The following is an 18125-nucleotide window of genomic DNA, read 5'->3' as shown; positions in this document are numbered from 1 at the left end:
CAAACCGTTTTTCCATTAGCCAAACCCGCTCAGGCGGGGAAGAAGAAACCTCAACCATGGCCACTATCCACGTAGACGGCAACGATTTTGAAGTCGATGGTGCGGACAACCTGCTACAGGCTTGTCTGTCCCTGGGACTCGACATTCCCTATTTTTGCTGGCATCCAGCGCTCGGTAGCGTCGGTGCCTGCCGCCAGTGTGCGGTTAAGCAATACAGCGATGAAAACGACAAGCGCGGCCGCTTAGTTATGTCCTGCATGACGCCGGCGACCGACAATAGTTGGATTTCCATCGACGATGAAGAAGCCAAGCAATTTCGCGCCAGCGTTGTTGAGTGGTTGATGACCAACCACCCGCATGACTGCCCGGTATGCGAAGAAGGCGGTCATTGCCACCTGCAAGACATGACCGTAATGACCGGTCACAACGCCCGGCGCTACCGCTTTACTAAACGCACTCACCAGAATCAGGAACTCGGCCCTTTCATCGCTCACGAGATGAACCGCTGCATCGCCTGCTATCGCTGTGTGCGCTACTACAAAGACTACGCTGGCGGTACCGATCTGGGCGTCTACGGTGCCCATGACAACGTCTACTTCGGTCGCGTTGAAGACGGCACACTTGAGAGTGAGTTCTCTGGCAACCTGACCGAAGTCTGCCCGACCGGTGTATTCACCGATAAAACCCACTCCGAGCGCTACAGCCGCAAGTGGGACATGCAGTTCTCGCCAAGCATTTGTCATGGCTGCGCCAGTGGCTGCAACACCAGCCCAGGTGAGCGTTATGGTGAGATCCGTCGCATCGAGAACCGCTTTAACGGCTCAGTGAACCAGTATTTCCTCTGCGACCGTGGCCGCTTCGGCTATGGCTATGTCAACCGTAAAGACCGCCCACGCCAGCCAATGATGATGCTGAGCAAGATGAAGATGGGCATCGATTCAGCCCTTGATCAAGCCGATGCATTACTCAAGGGCAAGCGGGTAATTGGCATTGGCTCGCCACGCGCCAGCCTGGAGAGCAACTACGCGCTGCGCGAACTGGTCGGCACGGAAAACTTCTATTCCGGCATTGCCGCTGACGAGCAGGCAAACATTGCCATGGTGCTCGACATCATGCAAAACGGCCCACTCCCAGTGGCCAACATGCGCGATGTTGAAAGCCACGATGCAGTGTTCGTGTTGGGTGAAGACCTTACCCAAACCGCTGCACGTCTGGCCCTTGCCCTGCGTCAGTCGGTTAAAGGTAAAGCCACTGAAATTGCCGCCTCGATGAAGATTCAGGACTGGCACATGGCAGCGGTGCAAAACGTCGCTCAAGACGCCATCAACCCACTCTTCATTGCCAGCGTCACCGCGACTCGTCTCGACGATATCGCTGAACAATGCGTGCATGCAGCGCCCGATGACTTGGCGCGTATCGGTTTTGCCGTTGCCCATGCCATCGACCCAAGCGCACCTGCAGTAACGGGCCTTGAAACAGACGCTGCGACCTTGGTGCAGCAGATTGCTGACGCCCTGCTCAAGGCCAAGCGGCCGCTGTTGGTTGCAGGCACTTCTCTGGGCAATAAAGCCTTGCTTGAAGCCGCAGCGAACATTGCCAGCGCCCTGAAAAACCGCGAGAAAAACGCGTCAATCAGCCTGGTTGTAGCTGAAGCCAACAGCCTGGGCATGGCACTGTTGATGGCTGACAACTTCGCCGATAAATCAGTCGATAGCGCATTGAGCGCCCTGACATCTGGCCAAGCTGATGCCGTTGTGGTGCTGGAGAATGACCTCTACCGCCGCGCTGACGCCGCGACTGTTGAAGCTGCGCTGGCTGCGGCTAAAACCATTATTGTTGCCGATCACCAGCACACGCCCACCGTGGCCAAGGCTCACTTGGTGCTCTCTGCCGCCAGTTTTGCCGAAGCAGACGGTACATTGGTCAGCAGTGAAGGCCGTGCTCAGCGTTTCTTCCAGGTATTTGAGCCCAGCTATTACGACGACAAGATTCTGGTTCGTGAGGGCTGGCGTTGGTTGCACGCCCTGCTTGCTACGCGTCAAGGCAAGCCCGTTGACTGGACTCAGCTCGACCAAGTGACAGCAGCATGCGCCGCAAGCAGCCCATTATTGGGTGCAATTATTGATGCTGCGCCTAATGCCTCGTTCCGCATCAAAGGTCTAAAGCTGGCCCGTGAACCGCTGCGCTATAGCGGCCGCACCGCCATGCGCGCCAACATCAGCGTGCATGAGCCCCGCCAGCCGCAGGATAAAGACACCGCCTTTGCGTATTCGATGGAAGGCTATTCGGGCAGCAAAGAAGACCGTCAGCAGGTTCCGTTTGCTTGGTCGCCGGGCTGGAACTCGCCACAGGCCTGGAACAAGTTTCAGGACGAAGTTGGCGGCCACCTACGCGCAGGCGATCCGGGTGTACGCTTGATCGAGTCCAAGGGCCTGGTTCTGCCATGGAATGCGCCAAGTGCAGCATTCAACCCCGCTCAAGGCACCTTGCAAGCGGTTCCGCTGCATCACCTGTTTGGCAGCGACGAAACCTCGGCAAAGGCAGAGCCGATTCAGCAACGCATACCGGCGGCCTACATTGCCTTGGCTAAAGAGCATGCTGATCAGTTAGCCATCAACGACGGCACCCTGGTCAGCTTTAGTCTCAATGGCCAATCCCTGTGCTTACCTGTGCGCGTCACTGAAGAGCTTGCGATTGGGATTGCTGGCCTGCCTGTCGGTTTGAGTGGCATTCCGGCCAATATCGCCGGGGCAAGCATCAGCAACCTGCAGGAGGCCGCGCAATGAGTTGGCTCACGCCTGAACTGATGGATGTGCTGATTTCGGTGCTCAAAGCCGTCGTGATCTTGCTTGCGGTGGTTATTGCCGGTGCGCTACTGAGCTTTGTCGAACGACGTCTGCTTGGTTGGTGGCAGGACCGTTACGGCCCGAACCGGGTGGGACCATTCGGCATGTTCCAGATCGTCGCGGACATGCTGAAAATGTTCTTCAAAGAAGACTGGACGCCGCCCTTCGCCGATAAATTTATTTTCACCCTTGCCCCAATGATTGCCTTTGCCGCGATGCTGCTGGCCTTTGCAATCATCCCGATCAGCCCGAACTGGGGCGTTGCCGACCTCAACATTGGCATCTTGTTTTTCTTCGCCATGGCCGGGTTATCGGTCTACGCCGTGCTCTTTGCCGGCTGGTCGAGTAACAACAAGTTTGCCTTGCTCGGTGCGCTGCGGGCTTCGGCGCAAACGGTTTCATACGAGGTGTTTTTAGCCTTGGCGTTGATGGGGGTTGTCGCTCAGGTTGGCTCGTTCAACATGCGTGACATCGTTGAGTATCAAGCCCAGCACCTGTGGTTCATCATTCCGCAGTTCTTCGGTTTTTGTACCTTCTTTATTGCTGCGATCGCGGTGACTCACCGTCACCCATTCGACCAGCCAGAAGCAGAGCAGGAACTTGCAGACGGTTACCACATTGAATACGCAGGCATGAAATGGGGCATGTTCTTCGTCGGTGAGTACATCGCTATCGTCACCGTCTCGGCGCTGCTGGTAACCCTGTTCTTCGGCGGCTGGCACGGTCCATTCGATCTGTTGCCACAAATTCCGTTTATCTGGTTTGCCCTCAAGACCTGCTTCTTCATCATGATTTTCATCTTGCTGCGCGCCTCCATTCCGCGCCCGCGATATGACCAAGTCATGGCTTTCAGCTGGAAGTTCTGCTTGCCGCTGACCCTGATCAACCTGCTGGTGACCGGCGCATTAGTGCTGGCCTCGGCCCAGTAAGGAGTTTTTACATGTTCACCTATATTAAGGACGTCGTTTACGGCACCTACACCCAGCTGCGAAGCATGGTGATGGTCTTCAGCCATGGCTTCCGCAAGCGCGACACCCTGCAATACCCGGAAGAAGCTGTTTACCTGCCGCCACGTTACCGCGGCCGTATTGTGCTGACCCGCGACCCGGACGGCGAAGAACGCTGCGTGGCCTGCAACCTCTGTGCAGTGGCCTGCCCTGTTGGCTGCATCTCGCTGCAGAAAGCCGAAACTGAGGATGGCCGTTGGTACCCGGACTTTTTCCGGATCAACTTCTCGCGCTGCATCTTTTGCGGTTTATGCGAAGAAGCCTGCCCAACCACCGCCATTCAGTTAACCCCGGATTTCGAGATGGGTGAGTTCAAGCGTCAGGATCTGGTCTACGAGAAAGAAGACCTGTTGATTTCCGGCCCTGGTAAAAACCCTGACTATAACTTCTATCGCGTTGCCGGTATGGCCATCGCCGGTAAGCCTAAAGGCGCCGCGCAGAATGAAGCCGAGCCGATCAACGTGAAAAGCTTGCTCCCTTAAGGACGCATATGGAATTCGCCTTCTATTTCGCTGCAGGCATTGCCGTAGCAGCCACGTTCAGGGTTATCACCAGTACCAATCCGGTGCATGCCCTGTTGTACCTGATCGTCTCGTTACTGGCGGTCTCAATGACCTTTTTTGCCCTCGGCGCACCCTTTGCCGGTGCCCTTGAAATCATCGTCTACGCCGGTGCCATCATGGTGCTGTTCGTTTTCGTGGTGATGATGCTCAACCTAGGCCCTGCCGCTGTTGAGCAAGAGCGCAAATGGCTGAGTCCAGGTATTTGGGTTGGCCCTTCAATCTTGTCTGCGCTGCTCCTGGCTCAGGTGCTATACGCCTTGTTCAGCACGCCAAGTGGTGCCGTTATCGGCACCCAGGTAATCGACGCCAAAGCGGTTGGCATCACCCTGTTCGGCCCCTATTTGCTGGTAGTTGAACTGGCTTCCATGCTGCTGCTGGGTGCATTGGTAGCGGCTTATCACCTGGGCCGCCATGAAGCTAAGGATCTGACGCCATGAGTGCAATTCCAATGGAGCATGGCCTGGCACTGGCTGGCCTGCTATTCAGCCTCGGGCTGATTGGTCTGATGGTTCGGCGCAACATCCTGTTCGTGCTGATGAGCCTTGAAGTCATGATGAACGCCACTGCCCTCGCCTTCGTGGTTGCAGGTAGCCGTTGGGTTCAAGCTGATGGTCAGGTGATGTTTATTCTGGTGATTACCCTTGCCGCAGCCGAGGCCAGCATTGGCCTGGCTATCTTGCTGCAACTTTATCGCCGCTTTAACACGCTTGATATCGACGCAGCCAGTGAGATGCGCGGATGAATCTATTATTTTTAACTTGCCTGTTTCCGCTGCTCGGCTGGCTTGCGCTGTCGTTCTCACGCGGACGTATTTCGGAAAACCTCGCAGCACTGATTGGCGTTGGTTCGGTTGGCCTTAGCGCGTTGACGGCGGCTTGGATCATCCTCCAGTTCAACCTCAACCCACCGGCTGACGGCGTCTACACCCAGGTGCTGTGGCAGTGGATGAGCGTTGAAAGCTTTACTCCAAGCTTCACCCTGTATCTGGACGGCTTGTCTGTGACCATGCTCGGGGTGGTCACTGGCGTAGGTTTTCTGATTCACCTGTTTGCCAGTTGGTACATGCGCGGTGAGGAAGGCTACTCACGCTTTTTCTCCTACACCAACTTGTTCATCACCAGCATGCTGTTTCTGGTGCTGGGCGATAACCTGATGTTCCTCTACTTCGGTTGGGAAGGTGTAGGCCTGTGCTCGTATTTGCTGATCGGTTTCTACTTCAAGCACCGTGCTAACGGCAATGCCGCACTCAAAGCCTTTATCGTCACCCGTATTGGTGATGTGTTTATGGCGATCGGCCTGTTTATTCTGTTCCAGCATCTGGGCACCTTGAATATTCAGGAACTAATGGTGCTCGCACCGCAGAAGTATGCAGCCGGTGATAGCTGGTTGTGGATTGCCACCTTGATGCTGCTCGGCGGCGCCGTGGGTAAGTCAGCGCAACTGCCGCTGCAAACCTGGCTGGCCGATGCAATGGCCGGTCCTACGCCGGTCTCGGCACTGATTCACGCGGCGACCATGGTCACCGCAGGTGTCTACCTGATCGCCAGAACCCACGGTTTGTTTACCCTGACGCCGGAAATTCTTGAGCTGGTGGGGATTGTCGGCGGTGTGACCCTGGTTCTCGCAGGCTTTGCTGCATTGGTGCAAACCGATATCAAACGGATTCTCGCCTATTCGACCATGAGCCAAATTGGCTATATGTTCCTCGCCTTGGGCGTGGGTGCATGGGATGCGGCGATTTTCCACTTGATGACCCATGCCTTCTTTAAAGCCTTGCTGTTCCTGGCGTCTGGCGCAGTGATCAATGCCTGCCACCATGAACAGAACATCTTCAAGATGGGTGGCCTATGGAAGAAGCTGCCACTGGCTTACGCCAGCTTTATCGTCGGTGGCTCAGCACTCGCGGCATTGCCGCTGATCACTGCAGGCTTCTACTCCAAAGATGAAATCCTTTGGGAAGCCTTCGCCAGCGGTCATAGCTACCTGCTTTATGCGGGTTTGCTGGGCGCATTTTTGACCTCGATCTACACCTTCCGCCTGATCTTTATCACCTTCCACGGTGAAGTTAAGACCCAAGCCCATGCCGGTCACGGTGTTGCCCACTGGCTGCCATTGTCGGTACTGATCGTGCTCTCTACCTTTATCGGCGCACTGATCACGCCGCCATTGGCCGGTGTATTGCCAGAAAGTGTTGGCCACGCCGGTGGTGATGCTCAGCATCGACTGGAACTGGCTTCAGGCCTGATTGCCATCGCGGGGATATTGCTTGCCGCCATGCTGTTCCTGGGTCAACGCCGGGTTGCCAAGGCCATTGCCAACAGTGCGCCTGGGCGCTTCCTGTCGGCCTGGTGGTTTGCTGCCTGGGGCTTTGATTGGCTGTATGACTGGCTGTTCGTCAAACCCTACCTGCTGATTACGCGCCTGCTGGCACGCGATCCGTTTGATCGCAGCATCAGCATTATTCCGCGCTCCACACGCATGGCTCACCTGGCGCTTAGTCGCTCGGTTACCGGTAGCCTGCGTTGGTATGCCATGTCCATTGCCGGGGGCGCCGTGCTTGTGCTCGCCCTGCTGCTTCTGAATTAAGGAAAACCGACAGTCATGATTCTGCCCTGGCTAATCCTTATCCCCTTTATTGGCGGCCTTTTGTGCTGGCAGTGCGAGCGGTTCAGCAACACGCTACCGCGCTGGATCGCCCTGTTTACCATGGCCTCGCTGTTTGTTTTAGCACTCTGGCTGTGGATCACCGGCGACTTCAGCCTCGCCCCCGCACCTGGCGGCGACCCGGTGTGGGCGCACGAGTTCAAGATGCAGTGGATCCCACGCATGGGCATCACTATCCACTTAGCAATGGATGGTCTGTCGGTGCTGATGGTCGTCCTCACCGGCCTGCTCGGCGTGCTCTCGGTTCTCTGCTCGTGGAATGAAATCCAGAACCGTGTCGGCTTCTTTCACCTCAACCTGATGTGGATTCTCGGCGGCGTGGTCGGTGTCTTCCTTGCCGTTGACCTGTTCCTGTTTTTCTTCTTCTGGGAAATGATGCTGGTGCCGATGTATTTCCTGATTGCCCTGTGGGGACACAGTGGCAGCGAAGGTAAAACACGGATCAACGCGGCGACCAAGTTCTTCATCTACACCCAGGCCAGCGGCTTGATCATGCTGATTGCGATTCTCAGCCTGGTGTTCATTCACTTCCAGCAAACTGGCCAGTGGACCTTCAATTACGCTGACCTGCTGCACACCGAGTTCTCAGCGCATACCGAATACCTGTTGATGCTGGGCTTCTTTGTGGCATTTGCAGTGAAGTTCCCGGTGGTGCCGTTCCACTCTTGGTTGCCTGATGCCCACGCACAAGCGCCAACGGCGGGCTCGGTCGACCTGGCCGGTATTCTGTTGAAAACAGCGGCCTACGGCTTGATTCGCTTTGCCTTGCCGCTGTTTCCAAACGCTTCGGCGGAGTTCGCGCCTATCGCCATGTACCTGGGTGCATTCGCAATTATCTACGGCGCACTGTTGTCATTTGCGCAAACCGACATCAAGCGTTTGATCGCCTACTCCAGCGTTTCGCACATGGGCTTCGTGTTGATTGCGATCTACTCCGGCAGCGAGATCGCCATGCAAGGCGCTGTGATCCAGATGATGGCCCACGGCCTTTCAGCGGCGGCGCTGTTTATCCTCTGCGGCCAGTTGTACGAGCGGTTAGGCACTCGCGACATGCGCCAAATGGGCGGCATTTGGGGGCGCATGCCTTGGCTCCCGGCGATCAGCCTGTTCTTTGCAGCCGCCGCACTGGGCATGCCAGGCACAGGTAACTTTGTGGGCGAATTCCTGATTCTGATCGGCAGCTTCCCGGGCGCACCTTGGATCACTTCTGTTGCGGCGACCGGCTTGGTATTTGGCTCGGTTTACTCGCTGATCATGATTCACCGCGCCTACTTTGGCCCAAGCAAATCCGACGAGCCAATACTCGGCTTGAAAGCGCGGGAGCTGACCATGGTACTGGGCCTTGCAGCCCTGCTGGTACTGCTCGGCGTTTACCCGCAGCCGGTGCTCGACACTTCTGCCGCCAGCACCCATGGTGTGGTGCAGTGGATGAGCAGCGCGTTTAATCAACTTGATCAGGCTCGGTAAGTAGTTTTATGGATCTTACGACTCAACATTTACTCGCCCTGCTACCGCTGCTGATCACCAGCCTGACGATTGTCGCGGTCATGCTGGGCATCGCGTGGAAGCGCAATCACGCCATGACCTTCGGCATTTCGGTCATTGGTCTAAATCTGGCGCTGCTTTCAGTAATTGCCGCCATCAGCGTGGCACCTCTGCAGGTTACGCCCCTGTTGATGGTGGATAAGTTCGCCTGTTTCTACATGGTGCTGGTACTGGCATCGACACTTGCCTGTGTGACCTTGATTCATGCCTATCTCGGCGGTGAATCTGGTAAGGGCTACCCTGGCAACCGTGAAGAGTTGTATCTGCTGATCCTGCTCAGCGCAGCAGGTGGCCTGGTATTGGTCAGTGCGCAGCATCTGGCGGGCCTGTTCATCGGCCTTGAGCTGTTGTCCGTGCCCAGCTACGGGATGATCGCTTACGCCTTCTTCAACAAACGCTCTCTGGAAGCGGGCATCAAATACATGGTGCTCTCTGCGGCAGGGTCGGCGTTCCTGTTGTTCGGTATGGCATTGCTCTATGCAGAGTCTGGCAGCATGAGCTTTGCCGGTATCGGTCACGCACTGGCGACTACTGGCGCACCGAGCCTGCTGGTGGAGATTGGCTTCGGCATGATGTTGGTCGGCCTGGCCTTCAAGTTGTCGTTGGTGCCGTTCCACTTGTGGACGGCGGATGTCTATGAAGGTGCCCCTGCTCCTGTTGCTGCGTTCCTGGCGACCGCAAGCAAGGTAGCGGTGTTTGCTGTGCTTCTGCGCCTCTACGAAGTCTCACCGGCTGCGAGCGGCGGCTGGCTGACGGAATTGCTGAGCGTTATTGCCATCGCCTCGATCCTGTTCGGCAATTTACTGGCGCTACTGCAAAACAACATCAAACGCTTGCTCGGTTATTCCTCTATTGCCCACTTCGGCTATCTGCTGATCGCGCTGATTGCCAGCAACGGCTTGGCGATAGAAGCCGTAGCCGTCTACTTGGCGATGTATGTGCTGACCACCCTCGGCGCGTTTGGCGTGATTACCTTGATGTCTACGCCATACAAGGGCCGTGATGCCGATGCATTGTATGAATACCGCGGGCTGTTCTGGCGACGTCCGTACCTGACGGCAGTTTTGACGGTGATGATGCTGTCACTGGCCGGTATTCCACTTACTGCAGGCTTTATCGGTAAGTTCTATATCATCGGCGTCGGCGTTGAATCTCAGCAATGGTGGCTGCTCGGGGCACTGGTGCTGGGGAGCGCGATTGGCGTGTTCTACTACCTACGGGTGATGGTGACCTTGTTCTTGGTTGAGCCTAATCTACACCGCCATGACGCACCCTTTGATTGGGGTCAACGGGCTGGCGGGATGATGTTGATGGTCGTGGCCTTCCTGGCATTCTTCCTCGGCGTTTATCCGCAACCGCTACTCGCGCTCTTAGCCCAGTTCGGCATAGGCTAAATCAGCTTTGCGGTATAAAAATGGAGGCCAGTGGCCTCCATTTTTATGGGTGCACTTTTACACTGTCAGATGCTCATAAAGGATCGCCGCGCCGACCAGCATCAATACCACACCGCCGATGATCTCGGCACGCTTGCCAACGACATTGCCGAGCACACGCCCCAGCATCACGCCAATGGTGACCATCACTGTTGTAGCAAGGCCAATGGACGCTGCAGCAACCCAGATGTTTACATCTATAAAAGCCAGGCCCACGCCCACAGCCAAGGCGTCAATGCTGGTTGCGAAGGCGGTAATCGCCAAGATCAAAAATGAATGTTGATTGGGTTTTTCGACCTCGTCCTCTTCGTGCTTGAGGCCGTTGTAGATCATGTGAATACCCAGCACGATCAACAAGGTGAAGGCAATCCAGTGATCCCAGCGCTCAACGTATTGGCTGGCCGCCTGACCAATGCTCCAGCCTATCAAGGGCGTAATGGCTTCAATGACACCAAAGATAAGGCCCGTGCGCAGGGCTTCGCTAAAGCGAGGGTTATGCAGACTTGCGCCCTTACCAATGGCCGCAGCAAAAGCGTCCGTTGACATGGCCATGGCAAGAAAGAATAAGGAAATGGGATTCACGGTTACTGTCCAGTCGGGCTATGAGTCAACGACGCAACCACACGCCCGACTTTAGGCATGGATGCATCGTTGGTCTCGCCAACCAGAAGGTGTTCGTGCCACGGCATGAGGCCGAGAATGTTGACACGAACGCTCTGTGACCAAGGTCAAGAGCAGGCTACTCCCCAACAAGGGCCGATACTATAGCCTCTTGGACACGAAAAGACCACAGGCTTACTCAGCGCATCAGCCAAGAAAAACGCGGCGGCCAGTTACCTGGCAGCCGCGTTAATTAAGCTCAACTCAAGGTGTTACAAGATCATTGCGGCAATCCAGCCAAAGACCAGCAACGGAATGTTGTAGTGCAAGAATGTCGGCACCACACTGTCCCATATGTGGTTGTGCTGGCCGTCTACGTTCAAACCGGAGGTTGGACCCAAGGTTGAATCAGATGCAGGTGAACCCGCATCACCGAGTGCACCAGCAGTCCCCACAATGCTGACAATCGCCAGTGGGCTAAACCCAAGCTGTATGCCCAGCGGCACAAAGATCGCCGCGATGATAGGCACCGTAGAAAACGATGAGCCAATACCCAGCGTCACCAGCAAACCGACCAGAAGCATCAGCACAGCACCAATACCTTTGTTATTACCGATCAGTGCGGCAGCATCATCAACCAAGTGTTTAACATCACCGGTGGCTTTCATCACTTCAGCAAAACCGGCCGCGGCAATCATGATAAAACCAATCATGGCCATCATTTTCATGCCTTCAGTGAACAAACCGTCGGCTTCTTTCCAGCGCACCACACCCGACACGGAAAACACCACAAACCCTGCCAGGGCGCCAATGATCATCGAGTCCAGCCACAGCTGTATGACAAAGGCTATGGCAACCGCAACGCCTGCAACCAACAAACTGCGTGGATTGTACTTAACCTCAACACGCTCAACTTGTTCGATTTTCTCCAGGTCGTAGACCCGTTTTTTGCGGTAGCTGAACAGCACCGCAACCAGCAGGCCACAGAACATGCCCAATGCAGGCAGCGCCATTGCGTGAGTCACACTAATACCGCTGATATCGACGCCGGCTTTAGCCACGTTGGCCAAAAGAATTTCGTTGAGAAAGATACCGCCAAAACCGACGGGCAAAAACATATAAGGCGTGACCAGGCCGAAGGTCAGCACACAGGCAATCAACCGGCGATCCAGCTGCATTTTGCTCAAGATGTAGAGCAATGGCGGTACTAAAAGCGGGATAAACGCGATATGAATCGGCAGCACATTTTGCGACATGATGGCCACACACAGCAGCAATGCAATCAGCAGCCACTTCAATGCGCCAGTTCCTCCATCGCCCTGCTCTTTATCACCCACAAGAGCCACTGCTTTATCGGCCAGTGCATGGGCCATGCCTGATTTGGCAATCGCGACAGCAAATGCACCGAGCAGCGCATAGGACAAGGCAACGGTGGCACCACCACCCAAGCCATTATTGAAGGCCTCAAGTGAACCCTGAAGGCCCAGGCCGCCAATCATGCCACCGACCAATGCGCCGACAATCAACGCCACCACTACGTGCACCCGGCACAAACTGAGGACCAGCATGATACCGACCGCTGCTATGACTGCGTTCATCAATTGCTCCCTAGAGCTTAATTAAAATCTGGAATAACAGCCCACAAAAGGCGATGGGCAAAAAAAGCCGGGTACTCTGCCGTATGTACCTTGGGCTGTCAAAAATTCTCGCCCGCTGGCATTTTTGAGCGCATACCCTTAGCCGAATAACGACTCACTGGCCCAATCAGCCCGTTAGATTGGCGCTCAAATACTTGCTGTTGAGCCTAATATCTCGCTAGCCTGCACCTTTCTACACAGGGAGTGCTGCATGCTTAATATCGCAATAGTCGCCGGTTCTAGTCGCAATAATAGCCAATCGGGCAAAGTCGCACGTTTTTTGCGAAAACGCCTGGTGCAACTGGCATTCACCAGCGAGTCGCAAAGTCATGTAATTGACCTCGGGCTTGCACCTCTACCGCTCTGGCCTGCTGAGGATGCAGGCCCTTGGGGGCTTTACAGCCAACAACTGCAAGATGCGGATGCTGTGATCATCGTGGCACCTGAATGGAATGGCATGGCCTGCCCGGCGATCAAGAACTTCTTTATTTACGCCAGCAAAACCGAACTGGCGCATAAGCCCGGGCTTTTGGTCGCGGTTTCATCAGGGATTGGCGGCAGCTCGCCGATCAGTGAACTGCGCGCCTCAAGCTACAAGAACTGCCGCCTGTGCTACCTGCCTGAGCATTTAATCGTGCGCCATGTTGAGCAAATGCTGAATATGCCCGAGGCCCAATCTGAGGATGATCAACGACTGCGCTCGCGGATTGATTACGCCTTAGATGTTCTAGGCAAATATGCCCACGCGCTCAAGCCAGTACGTGAATCAATTGATATGAGCCAGCCAGCTTTTACTAACGGGATGTAATCAATCGATTGAGTGATATCAAGCCCGGTTAACGCTGGGCTTTTTGTTGCCTATCGTTCGTCAATAGCGCCCCAAAACCGGGCATGCCAGCGTATTCAATCATCGAAGTAAATACCCCATATTAAAAAACGACATTGCGCGGAATTTCTTATCAAGAAATAAATAGCCTAGCCGATAGTTCGGTATCGAAGGTCTTTACAAAGGAACACCGCATGATGCTTAACCGGCTCTCAATCCAACTTAAAATCACCCTGCTCGCGGGCCTGTGCCTGATAGCAATTGTGACCCTGTTGGTCGGCGCATCGCTTTATCAAGCGAAACAAAGTGCCAATCTAGTCAGCGCATCAAGCAGCGAAATGCTTAAAGAGAGCGCGGAGTTGCGCCTGAAATCACGCGGGGAACTGCAAGCGATACGTATCCAGCGTTATTTCATGGATTCATATCAGTACGGCAAAGGCTTTTCGCGGCAGATTTTGTTCTTGCGTGAACAAGCCGAAAAACGTTTTCTTGATGCCTTTGATTTACGTGAAGACCTGACCCGCCAAGTGCGCACCAGCCTGGAGGCCAACCCTTCCATTCTAGGGTTGTACTTGGTGTTCGAGCCCAACGCCCTTGATGGTAAAGACGAGCTGTTTGCAGAGCAGGCCGAACTGGGCAGCAATGATAAAGGTCGTTTTTCGCTGTACTGGTCACAATCAACGCCAGGCAAACTTGAGTCTGAAGCGATTCCAGAGGAAGACCTCAGCAAAACCGAAACAGGCCCCAGTGGTGACCCGTACAACGCGTGGTACACCTGCCCACGCGACACAGCTAAAGCCTGTGTACTCGAACCTTACTTCGATGATGTCGAGGGTAAGCAGGTACTGATGACGAGTATTGCCTTCCCCCTGCAGGTCAATGGCAAAGTCATTGGAGTCGTTGGTCTCGACATAAGCCTCGATAGCCTCCAGCAGCTCAGCGTGCAAGCCAGTAGCGAGCTGTACAACGGCCAAGCTCACGTCAGCATCTTCAGCCCCGCTGGCTTAATCGCCGGACACAGTGCAGACGCCAAGTTGCTGAGCCAAGCACTCGACAAAGCATTTCCAGAGCAAAGCACTGAAATACATGGGCTGGTCACGGCAGGCAAATCAGCAGCACTGCATCAAGCTGAAATGCTCCGTGTTATCGAGCCATTTAACCCTATTCCTGAGGCCAAACCCTGGAGCGTCATGATTCAAGTGCCGGAAAAGGTGTTGCTCGCTCCTGCTCTGAAATTACAAGCGCAGCTCGATGATCGCAGTACTCAGGACAGCACGGTTTCACTGCTCATAGGTTTGGTTGCGGTTGTGCTGGGTTTAGCGCTGATGTGGCTGACTGCACGTGGCGTGACGCGGCCTATCATCGGCGTCTCGACCATGCTTAAAGACATTGCCAGTGGCGAAGGCGACCTCACCAAGCGCCTGCATTACAACAAGCAGGATGAACTGGGTGAGCTGGCAAGTTGGTTCAACCGCTTCCTTGATAAACTCCAGCCGATTATTGCCGAGGTTAAACGCAGTGTTGTCGATGCGCGGGCAACTGCAGACCAATCAGCCTCGATTGCCAGCCAGACCAGTTCAGGCATGCAGCAGCAATTCCGCGAAGTTGACCAGGTCGCCACTGCATTCCAGGAAATGAGTGCCACTGCCCATGATGTTGCGCAAAACGCGGCGCAAGCTGCTGAAGCAGCACGCAGTGCCGATCACGCAACCCGTGACGGCCTCGGGGTGATCGACAAAACCACCGCATCGATCGAATTGCTCGCCAACGAGATGAATGTGGCCATGCAAGAAGTCGAAGGCTTGGCAGCCAGCAGTGACCAGATCGGTTCTGTGCTGGAAGTCATTCGCTCCATCGCCGAGCAAACCAACCTACTGGCACTCAATGCTGCGATTGAAGCTGCACGCGCAGGTGAAGCAGGCCGTGGCTTTGCAGTGGTCGCCGATGAAGTACGTAACCTTGCAAAACGCACGCAGGACTCAGTAGAAGAAATTCGCCAGGTTATTGAAGGCTTGCAAAGCGGTACCCGTGAAGTGGTGAGCACCATGAACAGCAGCCACCGTCAGGCCCAGGGCAGCGTTGAGCAGGTTGAGCATGCAGTCGCCGCCCTGCAGCGCATCAGCGAAGCGGTGGGGATTATTACCGATATGAACTTGCAGATCGCCAGCGCTGCTGAAGAGCAAAGCTCAGTGGCAGAGGAAATTAACCGTAACGTCGCATCTATCCGCGATGTGACCGAGTCGATCACCAGTCAGGCCGATGAGTCCGCGCAAGTTAGCCAGGACCTGAACCGCCTGGCCAATCAGCAACAAAGCCTGATGGATCAATTCCGCGTTTAATCACAGTCCGCGGCACACTCGAGCCATTATTCGTGGCTCGAGTGTGCCACAGGCTTCACGCCTAAACGTCGTAGCGGCAGCAAGACCTGCACATTCAAGCCACCTAGCGAGCTTTGCCCTAAGACAATTTCACCGCCCCAGGCATCGACAATGTCACGGACAATACCCAAGCCAAGGCCATGACCGTTGACTTGCTCATCCAGGCGAATACCCCGGGTTAATACGTCTTCACGACGCCCGGCGGCAATACCCGGCCCATCATCAGCTATATCAAGTTGATACCCATTAGCGGTCGCCGCAATCACCAACTGAACCTTGGAATCCGCCCATTTACAGGCGTTATCCAACAGGTTACCCAGCAGTTCGAGTAAGTCCTCACGGTCCCAAGGTAGACGCAGTCCCGGTGATGCCTGCCAGTCGAGTTGCAAGCCGCGGTTATGAATCATCTCCAGGGTACTGAACAGAGCCGGTAACTCTGTAGCGCAATCAAAATGGGCCCCGGGCAATGCTTCGCCAGCAAGGCGGGCCTTGTTAAGTTCTCGACTCAGCCGCTGCTCAACTTGCTCTAGGCATTGTTCAAGCTTTTGGCGCAGCTCTGGATGGGCTTGTATCTCGCTGCGTGATGACAGATTGACCAGCACTGCAAGTGGCGTCTTCAACGCATGGCCCAAGTTGCCTAACGCATTGCGTGAGCGACCTAAGGTTTCCTCCGTGTGGGCCAGAAGGTGGTTGATTTGCTCCACCAGGGGTTCAAGTTCAACAGGCACCTGAGTGTCCAATGAACTGAGTTGCCCTTGCTGTAATTGGGCTATCTGTTTGCGAGTGTTTTCCAGTGGGCGCAGAGCACGCCGGACGATACTTCGCTGCAAGATCAGGATCAGGATCAAAGCACCCAGGCCCAGGCCCAAACCTAGCATTTGAACGTCACGCACGCCTTTTAGGATTGGCGAGTAATCCTCAGCCACCGAGATCACCAGCTTTTGACCAAAGCGCTGATAGTCGCCCCGGTAAGTCAGTAGCTGCTGCTCTTGTGGGCCTTCACTGAGATTATCTTGCAAGCCCGGCTTTTCTCCCGGTTGCAATTCACTGTCCCACAGCGAGCGGGAGCGCCAAGTCGTGCCAGCGAAATCAATCCTGAAGTACAGACCTGAATACGGCCTCTGATAGGCAGCGCTGAGCCGTTGTTCACTCAGTTGTAAACCCTGAGGCCCACGCACAAGTGCCACGATCAGAGCTTCAGCCTCATCTTTGAGGCTAAGTTCGATATGCTCGCGCAAGCTGCGCTCGAACACCCATAAGCAGGCCTGAGCCAGCAGCAATCCAACAATTAGCAGGACCGCAACCAGGCCCAGACTTAAACGCCGTTGAATCGACCTCAAGTGTTTGTACTGCTAAATCGGTAACCTTGGCCACGCCGGGTTTCGATGATCTCACGGCCTAATTTACGACGAAGATGGTTGACGTGAACCTCAATCACATTGGAGTCACGTTCAGTTTCACCGTCGTACAGGTGCTCGGCCAAATGGCTCTTCGACAAGAGTTTGCCTGGGTGCATCATAAAGTAGCGCAACAAGCGAAACTCAGCAGCGGTCAGGTCGACTTCAGCGCCTTGACTCATCACGCTCTGCCGGCCTTCATCAAGCTGTAGACCAGCAACCTCAAGCTGCGGTTGATTGGCCAGGCCACGGGCACGACGTAACAATGCCTGAATGCGCAACTGCAGCTCTTCCGGGTGAAATGGCTTGCTCAGGTAATCGTCCGCACCGGCCTTCAAGCCTGCAATGCGATCCGACCAGGAATCGCGCGCGGTGAGGACCAATACCGGCGTTGCAAGGGAACCACTGCGCCATTGCTGCAAGACGTCCAAACCGGGAAGCCCCGGTAAACCAAGGTCCAGAATAATCAAATCGTAAGGCTCACTTGCCCCTTGATAAACCGCATCGCGACCATCCGCCAACCAATCCACGGCATACCCTTGCGCAGTTAAGCTGGCAAGTAGCTCATCGGCCAAGGGTACATGGTCTTCCACCAGCAACAGGCGCATTCAGTCGTCTTCCTCATCCTTCAGGATTCGCCCGTCCTGGGCATCCAGTTCCAATTCACGTACCTGACCTTGCTGGGTCAGAAGTTCAATTTCATAGACCAGCACGTCATCCTCTTCCTCAAGCTCAGCTTCTAGCAGCGTAGCATTCGGATAGCGCTGCATCGCATGGCGCATAAGCTGTTCTAGCGGCTGTATCACGCCCTCGCGACGCAAGCGTAAGGCCTCATCCTGATCAAGGTCTCGTGCATGCGCCGACAGTGTCAGCCCTAGCAGACCTACCAGCAGAACGGTTTTAACCAGGGTGTTCATTAGTCGTCCTGATGGTTTTTGAGCACGTTTGCGCTCGTGGCGTCGAGCTCAACATCCCATTTGATGCCGTCTTTGTCTTTAACTTCAAGCTGATACACATACTTGCCGTACTCTTGCTCCAGCTCTGTTTCGCTGATGCGGCCACCTGGGTGCAACTTCAAGGCTGTGTCATTGAGTAACTGAAAATCTTTAATGGTTCCGGCATCACGTAACTTCAGCGCTTCATCCGGCCCCAGATCACGGGCACTGGCAACACCTGTACAGAGGCCGAGTACGGTGATCATGCTAACAGTAATAAGGCGTTTCATAGTC

16 protein-coding genes, 1 pseudogene and 1 riboswitch are annotated in these 18125 nt (G+C 55.1%); of the genes and pseudogenes, 11 read left to right on the top strand and 6 right to left on the bottom strand.

What is annotated here, in order from left to right; translation table 11 throughout:
- Positions 1 to 56 precede the first annotated feature (56 nt).
- Genes nuoG through nuoN form a run of 8 tightly spaced genes read left to right on the top strand, consistent with a single transcriptional unit; the run spans position 57 to position 10019 of the window.
- A complete protein-coding gene (nuoG, locus tag ACIGCM_RS19435) occupies positions 57 to 2786 on the top strand; it encodes an NADH-quinone oxidoreductase subunit NuoG (protein WP_397503692.1) in 2730 nt (909 codons plus the stop codon).
- A complete protein-coding gene (gene nuoH, locus ACIGCM_RS19430) occupies positions 2783 to 3775 on the top strand; it encodes an NADH-quinone oxidoreductase subunit NuoH (protein WP_397503691.1) in 993 nt (330 codons plus the stop codon). The genes nuoG and nuoH overlap by 4 nt, the downstream gene beginning before the upstream one ends.
- Before the next feature lie 11 nt (positions 3776 to 3786).
- Positions 3787 to 4335, top strand: coding sequence for an NADH-quinone oxidoreductase subunit NuoI (nuoI, locus tag ACIGCM_RS19425; protein WP_087516784.1), 549 nt, complete (start codon positions 3787 to 3789; stop codon positions 4333 to 4335).
- Positions 4336 to 4343: 8 nt separating this feature from the next.
- The gene (gene nuoJ, locus ACIGCM_RS19420) at positions 4344 to 4853 is read left to right on the top strand and encodes an NADH-quinone oxidoreductase subunit J (protein WP_397503690.1); all 510 of its coding nucleotides are present in this window, start codon (positions 4344 to 4346) and stop codon (positions 4851 to 4853) included.
- Positions 4850 to 5158: an NADH-quinone oxidoreductase subunit NuoK gene (gene nuoK, locus ACIGCM_RS19415; protein WP_087516782.1), complete on the top strand. Its 309-nt coding sequence runs from the start codon at positions 4850 to 4852 to the stop codon at positions 5156 to 5158. The genes nuoJ and nuoK overlap by 4 nt, the downstream gene beginning before the upstream one ends.
- The gene (gene nuoL / locus ACIGCM_RS19410; RefSeq protein ID WP_397503689.1) at positions 5155 to 7002 is read left to right on the top strand and encodes an NADH-quinone oxidoreductase subunit L; all 1848 of its coding nucleotides are present in this window, start codon (positions 5155 to 5157) and stop codon (positions 7000 to 7002) included. Before nuoK ends, nuoL begins: the two co-directional genes overlap by 4 nt.
- 15 nt (positions 7003 to 7017) lie before the next feature.
- Entirely contained in the window at positions 7018 to 8547 is a 1530-nt protein-coding gene (gene nuoM, locus ACIGCM_RS19405; protein WP_397503688.1) for an NADH-quinone oxidoreductase subunit M, read from the top strand.
- An 8-nt stretch (positions 8548 to 8555) separates the two neighbouring features.
- Positions 8556 to 10019 (top strand): NADH-quinone oxidoreductase subunit NuoN, encoded by a 1464-nt coding sequence (gene nuoN, locus ACIGCM_RS19400; RefSeq protein WP_397503687.1) that lies wholly within the window; start codon positions 8556 to 8558, stop codon positions 10017 to 10019.
- 57 nt (positions 10020 to 10076) lie between these two features.
- On the opposite strand, the gene mntP is transcribed toward nuoN, so the two are convergent.
- Positions 10077 to 10640, bottom strand: coding sequence for a manganese efflux pump MntP (gene mntP, locus ACIGCM_RS19395; RefSeq protein WP_397503686.1), 564 nt, complete (start codon positions 10638 to 10640; stop codon positions 10077 to 10079).
- Positions 10641 to 10644: 4 nt separating this feature from the next.
- Positions 10645 to 10818, bottom strand: a riboswitch (yybP-ykoY riboswitch).
- A gap of 112 nt (positions 10819 to 10930) precedes the next feature.
- A complete protein-coding gene (locus ACIGCM_RS19390; protein ID WP_397503685.1) occupies positions 10931 to 12256 on the bottom strand; it encodes a Na+/H+ antiporter family protein in 1326 nt (441 codons plus the stop codon).
- 250 nt (positions 12257 to 12506) lie between these two features.
- Here ACIGCM_RS19390 and ACIGCM_RS19385 point away from each other — a divergent pair, with 250 nt between their 5' ends.
- From ACIGCM_RS19385 to ACIGCM_RS19375, 3 genes and pseudogenes are all read left to right on the top strand, one after another.
- Positions 12507 to 13103 carry an NADPH-dependent FMN reductase gene (locus ACIGCM_RS19385; protein ID WP_397503684.1) on the top strand — a complete coding sequence of 199 codons (597 nt, stop codon included), beginning with the start codon at positions 12507 to 12509 and terminating at the stop codon, positions 13101 to 13103.
- Positions 13104 to 13315: 212 nt separating this feature from the next.
- Positions 13316 to 14602 (top strand): annotated as a pseudogene (locus ACIGCM_RS19380) (HAMP domain-containing protein); the annotation flags it as partial.
- Positions 14603 to 14704: 102 nt separating this feature from the next.
- Entirely contained in the window at positions 14705 to 15460 is a 756-nt protein-coding gene (locus tag ACIGCM_RS19375; protein WP_397503817.1) for a methyl-accepting chemotaxis protein, read from the top strand.
- A 26-nt stretch (positions 15461 to 15486) separates the two neighbouring features.
- Here the strand turns inward: ACIGCM_RS19375 and ACIGCM_RS19370 are convergent, their stop codons facing one another.
- The 4 genes from ACIGCM_RS19370 to ACIGCM_RS19355 are packed head-to-tail and all read right to left on the bottom strand — an operon-like array spanning position 15487 to position 18121.
- Positions 15487 to 16839: a sensor histidine kinase gene (locus ACIGCM_RS19370; RefSeq protein WP_397503683.1), complete on the bottom strand. Its 1353-nt coding sequence runs from the start codon at positions 16837 to 16839 to the stop codon at positions 15487 to 15489.
- Positions 16836 to 17504: a response regulator transcription factor gene (locus ACIGCM_RS19365; RefSeq protein WP_397503682.1), complete on the bottom strand. Its 669-nt coding sequence runs from the start codon at positions 17502 to 17504 to the stop codon at positions 16836 to 16838. Before ACIGCM_RS19365 ends, ACIGCM_RS19370 begins: the two co-directional genes overlap by 4 nt.
- Positions 17505 to 17813, bottom strand: coding sequence for a PepSY domain-containing protein (locus tag ACIGCM_RS19360; RefSeq protein ID WP_397503681.1), 309 nt, complete (start codon positions 17811 to 17813; stop codon positions 17505 to 17507).
- Positions 17813 to 18121 (bottom strand): PepSY domain-containing protein, encoded by a 309-nt coding sequence (locus ACIGCM_RS19355; protein ID WP_397503680.1) that lies wholly within the window; start codon positions 18119 to 18121, stop codon positions 17813 to 17815. Before ACIGCM_RS19355 ends, ACIGCM_RS19360 begins: the two co-directional genes overlap by 1 nt.
- Between the last annotated feature and the right edge of the window lie 4 nt (positions 18122 to 18125).

Origin of the sequence: Pseudomonas sp. NPDC078700, assembly GCF_044542375.1 — a bacterium.
Classification (GTDB): Bacteria; Pseudomonadota; Gammaproteobacteria; order Pseudomonadales; family Pseudomonadaceae; genus Aquipseudomonas.
The sequence above is the reverse complement of the archived record's forward strand: the minus strand, read 5'-3'. Positions and strand labels throughout refer to the sequence as shown.

Excerpts from the sequence above, each read along its gene's own strand:
- nuoN (WP_397503687.1), top strand. The coding sequence starts at position 8,556 with ATGGATCTTACGACTCAACATTTACTCGCCCTGCTACCGCTGCTGATC.
- nuoI (WP_087516784.1), top strand. The coding sequence starts at position 3,787 with ATGTTCACCTATATTAAGGACGTCGTTTACGGCACCTACACCCAGCTG.
- ACIGCM_RS19365 (WP_397503682.1), bottom strand. The coding sequence starts at position 17,504 with ATGCGCCTGTTGCTGGTGGAAGACCATGTACCCTTGGCCGATGAGCTA.
- ACIGCM_RS19390 (WP_397503685.1), bottom strand. The coding sequence starts at position 12,256 with ATGAACGCAGTCATAGCAGCGGTCGGTATCATGCTGGTCCTCAGTTTG.
- nuoG (WP_397503692.1), top strand. The coding sequence starts at position 57 with ATGGCCACTATCCACGTAGACGGCAACGATTTTGAAGTCGATGGTGCG.
- nuoM (WP_397503688.1), top strand. The coding sequence starts at position 7,018 with ATGATTCTGCCCTGGCTAATCCTTATCCCCTTTATTGGCGGCCTTTTG.
- nuoK (WP_087516782.1), top strand. The coding sequence starts at position 4,850 with ATGAGTGCAATTCCAATGGAGCATGGCCTGGCACTGGCTGGCCTGCTA.
- nuoJ (WP_397503690.1), top strand. The coding sequence starts at position 4,344 with ATGGAATTCGCCTTCTATTTCGCTGCAGGCATTGCCGTAGCAGCCACG.
- nuoL (WP_397503689.1), top strand. The coding sequence starts at position 5,155 with ATGAATCTATTATTTTTAACTTGCCTGTTTCCGCTGCTCGGCTGGCTT.
- nuoH (WP_397503691.1), top strand. The coding sequence starts at position 2,783 with ATGAGTTGGCTCACGCCTGAACTGATGGATGTGCTGATTTCGGTGCTC.
- ACIGCM_RS19355 (WP_397503680.1), bottom strand. The coding sequence starts at position 18,121 with ATGAAACGCCTTATTACTGTTAGCATGATCACCGTACTCGGCCTCTGT.
- ACIGCM_RS19360 (WP_397503681.1), bottom strand. The coding sequence starts at position 17,813 with ATGAACACCCTGGTTAAAACCGTTCTGCTGGTAGGTCTGCTAGGGCTG.
- ACIGCM_RS19375 (WP_397503817.1), top strand. The coding sequence starts at position 14,705 with ATGCAGCAGCAATTCCGCGAAGTTGACCAGGTCGCCACTGCATTCCAG.
- ACIGCM_RS19385 (WP_397503684.1), top strand. The coding sequence starts at position 12,507 with ATGCTTAATATCGCAATAGTCGCCGGTTCTAGTCGCAATAATAGCCAA.